Origin of the sequence: Segatella oulorum F0390, from assembly GCF_000224615.1 — a bacterium.
GTDB classification, from domain to species: Bacteria; Bacteroidota; Bacteroidia; order Bacteroidales; family Bacteroidaceae; genus Prevotella; species Prevotella oulorum.
Window position 1 is genome coordinate 1132002 of the sequence record NZ_JH114215.1, and the last position, 5765, is coordinate 1137766.

The 5765-nt window shown below is 51.4% G+C and carries 5 protein-coding genes; all 5 read right to left on the bottom strand.

Annotated features, from left to right (window positions below):
* Nucleotides 1-390 precede the first annotated feature (390 nt).
* Nucleotides 391-1788 (bottom strand): chromosomal replication initiator protein DnaA, encoded by a 1398-nt coding sequence (dnaA, locus tag HMPREF9431_RS04840; protein ID WP_004380037.1) that lies wholly within the window; start codon nucleotides 1786-1788, stop codon nucleotides 391-393.
* Between the two features lie 141 nt (nucleotides 1789-1929).
* Nucleotides 1930-2829: an MlaD family protein gene (locus tag HMPREF9431_RS04845; RefSeq protein WP_004380038.1), complete on the bottom strand. Its 900-nt coding sequence runs from the start codon at nucleotides 2827-2829 to the stop codon at nucleotides 1930-1932.
* Nucleotides 2830-2860: 31 nt separating this feature from the next.
* Nucleotides 2861-4090: an N-acetylmuramoyl-L-alanine amidase family protein gene (locus HMPREF9431_RS04850; protein WP_004380039.1), complete on the bottom strand. Its 1230-nt coding sequence runs from the start codon at nucleotides 4088-4090 to the stop codon at nucleotides 2861-2863.
* 152 nt (nucleotides 4091-4242) lie between these two features.
* Nucleotides 4243-5298, bottom strand: a complete 1056-nt coding sequence (locus HMPREF9431_RS04855) for a DUF6261 family protein (RefSeq protein WP_004380040.1) — start codon at nucleotides 5296-5298, stop codon at nucleotides 4243-4245.
* Between the two features lie 75 nt (nucleotides 5299-5373).
* Nucleotides 5374-5765: hypothetical protein (locus HMPREF9431_RS12830; protein WP_040560858.1), on the bottom strand; the 392-nt coding region annotated here is incomplete at its 5' end.

Here is a 5765-nt window from a genome sequence, read left to right on the forward strand (position 1 = left end):
GAAAAATGTTCGTTCGGCGGGTGGCGAACAATCGTTTTTAAGAAAAATGTTCGTTCGGCGGGTGGCGAACACTTGTTTTTGAGAAAAATGCTCGTTCGGCGGGTGGCGAACAATCGTTTTTAAGAAAAATGTTCGTTCGGCAGGTGGCGAACGCTTGTTTTTGAGAAAAATACTCGTTCGGCGGGTGACGAACACTTGTTTTTAAGAAAAATACTCGTTCGGCGGGTAGCGAACACTTGTTTTTGAGAAAAATGTTCGTTCGGTGGGTAGCGAACAATCGTTTTTAAGAAAAATGCTCGTTCGGCGGGTGACGAACGCTTGTTTTTGAGAAATCAGCATCGACTGCTGATGTGGGATTTTAAAATTTACGTGCACTCATGTGCGTGCGCCTTATCCTTTCAATTGGAATGATGCCTCGATACGCATCACGTCATCCTTAAAATCCTGATCCACCTTGAGGCGCTGCTCCACTTGCGAGCAACTGTGAATAACGGTAGAATGGTCGCGATTTCCCACCAGGCGACCAATGCGCGAAGCCGGAATCTTGGTATATTTCTGAGCCAGGAACATCGAAACCTGACGGGCAACGACCAAATCGCGCTTACGGCTTTTGCTGTTTACGGCTGTGGCCGTAACATTGAAATGCGCACAAACCGCCTCCATAATATCGTCAATGGTGAGCGGCTTATCGTCGATTTTCACCGCCCGCTTAATCACACGTTCGGCCAAACGCATGTCAATCTTGCAATTATATACCACGCTATAAGCCAACAGAGAACTCACCACACCTTCTAAATCGCGCACACTGCCGTTGGCGGTCGAGGCGATAAACTGCACCACTTCTTCGGGAATATGCAGTCCGTCGCGGCGGATTTTATTGTGCAGGATGTCGATGCACAGCTCCACATTCGGTTTCTCCATCTCGGCAATCAAACCACACGAGAAGCGCGTGAGCAGACGCTCGTTCATGCCTTTGAGGTCGACCGGCGGACGGTCGCTGGCCAAAATGATGCGCTTACCATTGCGAAAGAGATGATTAAAGATGTGGAAAAAGGTGTCTTGCGTCTTAACGGCATTCATCCATTCTTGAATGTCATCCACGATGAGCATGTCAATGGTCTGATAAAACCGAATGAAGTCGTTGATGACGTGTTTGAGGTTGGCATCGACAAACTGCGACTGGAAAAGGCGCGCGCTGATATAAAGCACGCGCTTCTCGGGATAAAGCTGCTTGCAATGCAGCCCAATGGCGTTGATGAGGTGCGTCTTTCCGCATCCCGAAGGACCATAAATAAACATGGGGTTGAATTGCGGCGTGGCAGGATGCTCGGCAATCGAAAGTCCCACGCTGCGCGGCAGCTTGTTGCTCGTGCCCTCAATATAGTTCTTGAACGTGAGATGCGGGTCGAGTTGCGAATCAAATTCAACCGCTACCGCCCGATTTTCCGCTTGCTTGCGGCTGCCCTGCGCAGCATTCACATCGGCAATCGCTTCATCCGACTCAATATCTTGCGTCAATTTGTGCTCCTTGTCGGTGACAATGCGATAGGTGAGCTGCACGCCCTCGCCAAAGGTGCGATAGAGCACCGCGCGCAACAAGCCTAAGAAGTTCTCCTCTAAATATTCATAGACGAAAGGACTGGGCACTTGAACGAGGATGGTTTTCTCTTCTTCGTTAAAATGCTCAAAGCCAATGGGCTTAAACCAGGTATCAAACTGTTGCGGCGTGACATGTTGCTTGATAAGCGCAAGTGCCCTGTCCCAACAGCTTGCAGGACTTCCTTTCATGAAAAACTATGCGACTAAAATAATTAAATGTCGTTAGACGTGTTTGCTAAGTGGACACAAAGTTACAAAAACTAATGCAAATTCCAAAAGGATGGGCACAATCTGTAGCATTGTGCACCAAACTTTTTTGTTTATTGTGAATTATTTATCTTTTCTGCCAAACAAAGAGAAGTGCACATAGCGCTTGGGATGCTGCCGCACATTGATGAGCAGCGAGTCGACGCTCACCATCGTTTTATTGAGGTTGTTATAGAGTGCCGGGTCGTGCATGAGCAAACCTAAGCTGCCTTCTTTGCTGTTGAGCTGCTGGCTAAACGCATTGAGCTGCGCGATGGTTTGGTTCACCTGAGCCATCGTTCCGGCGATGTCCACCTGCGCAAGATTGCCCGTGAAGGTGTTGGCATTCACCATCACACCGTCGGCACGGCGCAAAAGGCCCGGCACTTGCCTGTTCACTCCCGCAACGAGCGTGTTGAGCTGCTGCGAAGTGGTGTTGAGGTTGGCAGTGATGCCTTCGATGTTGTGGAGCGAATGTGCCAAAGCAGGGTCGGCCAGCAAGGTGTTGACACTGCTGAGAATACTATCGAGCTTGGGCAACATTTGCTGCACGGTGGGCAACAATTTGGCCACGTTTCCCAACATTCCGCTGTTCTTAGAACCAATAATTGTGTCGCCGCTGTTGACGCGCTCGCGTGGATTGTTGGCCAAGAGCAAATTCATCTTCACGTTGCCCATGAGATCGCTTTCAATCTCGGCCGAGCTTCCTTTTGGGATGCGCAAATCGGGATTGATGTCGATTTGCACGAGCACATCTCCCTTCTTGGCATAGTTATACTGAATGCTTTTCACCACGCCCACCTTATAGCCATCGGCATAGATGGGATTGGACGACGAGAGGCCGCTAATATCTTTGAACGCCACGTAATAGGTGGCATCGGTGGAGAAGAGCGACATGCCCTTCAAGAAATTGAGTCCAAAGAACAGCACCAGGATGCCGACGATGGCAACGAGCGCAATTTTGATTTCGTTTGTCAGTTTCATATTCTATTTTTTGTCGGTTCGCACTTGTGATTTATTTATTTTTATGGGCTTTAAACGTGTGTATCGCCTCATTGATGTTGCATTTCTGCCCCGCTACAAACGCCACGATAAACGCATCGGGGAAACGCTCTAAAAGCTGTTTGCGCAGCTTGTAAATCTCGTTATAATTGGCCGAAGCGCCGCAGGTGTATTTAAACAGCGCACCCTCACGGTAAAAATCCACGCCGTCGAGCCCTTTCAGACGGCTGTCATCGGTGCGCAAAGCCTGGCTGGTCACAAACAGCTGCACTTTAAACACAGGCTGCGCGGCCGTGTCCTTGTCGGGCGTGGCATCGGGCTGCGCTTTCACTTCGGGCGCCGCCACCACCACTTTTTTCTTGCGTGCAGGCTTGGGCGCAGGCGCTTCATTTTGATAGGAGGGCGGCACCACCTGCGGAATGACCGGCTCATCCTTGATGGGTTTGTAGGGCACGCTGATGTTGCTGTCATAATGCTCGCGATATTTCATGAATGCGTTGAAGACGCCCTGCACATAGAGCGGCACAGAGCTGTCGGCATTGAGGAAATCTTCTTCGTCGGGCGTAGAGATGAACCCCAGCTCGAGCAGGCAGCTCGGCATCGATGTGAGGCGCAACACGGCCAGATTATTCTGATGCGAACCCCCATTCACGCGCCCCGTGGCAGCGCAGACATATTGCTGCATCAGACGCGAAAGCTCCACGCTGCGTTCGCGGTTTTTGTCGGCGATAAACTCATACATGATGTCGTTTTCGGCGGCATTGGCATCGAGTTCCTTATACACCTTCTTGTAATCCTTTTCTAAGAACATCACCGAGTTCTCGCGCTTGGCCACGTCGACATTGGCTTTGATGCCGCGGTCGCCCGACTGTGCGCCCCGGCCAAGCGTCCAACTTTGAAACCCATGGGCCGATTTCGAGCCCGTGATGGCGTTGATATGGAACGAAAGAAAGAGGTCGGCCTTGTTGCGGTTGGCAATGTCGGCGCGACCGGCCAAGGTGACGAATATGTCGGTTGTGCGCGTGTAAATCACCTTCACGTCGGGGCAATTTCGCTCCACATAGCGTCCAAAGGCGAGCGCATATTTCAACGTCAAATCCTTTTCGTTGGAATAGGCCCCCGGCGCACCGTTATCGCCACCGCCATGCCCCGCATCGATGACGAGGGTGAAGCGCTTGCCAGCTGCAACCACAGCCAGCGCAAAACAAAGCAATGTTATCAGTGAGAATACTCTCTTACGCATAAGCCACTAAACTTGGCGGCAAAATTAGTGAAAAAAAACTATTTCCTTTAAAAATGGCACTTAGTTTTAGGGTTTATTTAAGATTTTGGAAGCGGCCACGAAAAGGGGGCAGAACAACCCGCGCTGTCCTGCCCCACTTGCAATTCCCGACGCTATGGCTTGGGCGTCACTTCGGCGCTACCCTGCCCGCTTTCGCCCGGCTTTTTGCCATTGCCGCTGTCGCCGGGCTTTTTCTTGCCCGGATTCTTCGGCGTGGGCTTCTTGGGCGCAGGTTTTTCCTCGTGCTTCACCACTTCCAACTGATGATTTTTCACCACCACCCAGAGCGGCTCGTCGCTGCCCGCCACATGCAACTCATATTGCTTCTTTTTGTCGCTGCCCGAGGTGTTGCCCGTGAACGAGAGGCTGCCTTGGTGCAGATTGCGCTTCACCTCCAAAGCCAAGAACATTGGCGCGAGCATTTCGCCGATTTTCTTGCGTGCCGTCTCGAGAGCCGCAGCATTGGCCCGTTCGCGGTCGGCAAACACCCGTTCGCGGTCGGCCACATAGGTGTTGTAGAGCTCGATGGCGTGCAGGAGCTTGGCATCGCGCGTCACCTCATACAGACATTCGACGCGCCAGAGCACATCGTCCAACGCCTCGTCGGTGCGTTCGCGCAAAACACGTGCACCGCGTTGAGGCGCATTGGCATAGCTCTCGTAACGGCCGTAGTAGACCTTGCTAAACGCCTCGTTGGCCTTCTCCAAGCGCGTGATGGCCGGCGCGAGTGCCAACTTGGTCACCTCGGCCGCCACTTTGGCATCCTTCAGGTCGACAAGAAGGTTGAGCACGGCGCCCGTCTCCTTTTCATAGTTCATCGTGGCCAAACCGGGATAGCAGTCGAGCACCCGATCCAGCTTTTTCCCTGCCGCCCGTTCGTCGGCATCGTCGCTCATCAAGGCCGTCTGAATTTTCAGCGAGAGCGAGCGGAAAGCCATGTCGCGCACGTCGTCCAACTGCCGCACGTCGGCTGTCTCCTCGGCAGCCGCCGGCAAATTGAGCACTTCGTCCTCGGTTTTGATGGCTGTCGCCAAGGGCGGAAGCACCTCGTCGATCTTGGCCATTTTGAGAGGTTTAAACTGCGTCAGCACATAGCTGGCATACTGAGAATGCTCCAGATTTTGGAGCTTCGGACGATCAAACGTCTTCAATTTTTGCTTTCTTCGCATTACGATAAAAAATTATGACCTTAAAATGGTATATCTAAGGTCGGTTAATACTATGTTAAACGTTTTTCTATACATTTAGTTTCTAATTTGGCTTGCGGAATTTCCCGACGGCCTATTTTTTGATTTTTGGGGCTTGCGGAATTTCCCGACGCCCTGTTTTTTGATTTTTGGGGGCTTGCGGAATTTCCCGACGCCCTGTTTTTTGATTTTTTGGGCTTGCGGAATTTTCCGACGCCCTGTTTTTTGATTTTTTGGGCTTGCGGAATTTCCCGACGCCCTATTTTTTGATTTTTTGGGCTTGCGGAATTTTCCGACGGCCAACTTTTTTGATTTTTCGGGCTCCGGAATTTTCCGACGACCGACTTTTTTGATTTTTCGGGCTCCGGAATTTTCCGACGACCGACTTTTTGATTTTTCGGGCTCCGGAATTTTCCGACGGCCAACTTTTTGATTTTCGGGCTCCGGAA

Coding starts and splice junctions, on each gene's coding strand:
- HMPREF9431_RS04850 (WP_004380039.1), bottom strand. CDS start 4,090: ATGCGTAAGAGAGTATTCTCACTGATAACATTGCTTTGTTTTGCGCTG.
- dnaA (WP_004380037.1), bottom strand. CDS start 1,788: ATGAAAGGAAGTCCTGCAAGCTGTTGGGACAGGGCACTTGCGCTTATC.
- HMPREF9431_RS04855 (WP_004380040.1), bottom strand. CDS start 5,298: ATGCGAAGAAAGCAAAAATTGAAGACGTTTGATCGTCCGAAGCTCCAA.
- HMPREF9431_RS04845 (WP_004380038.1), bottom strand. CDS start 2,829: ATGAAACTGACAAACGAAATCAAAATTGCGCTCGTTGCCATCGTCGGC.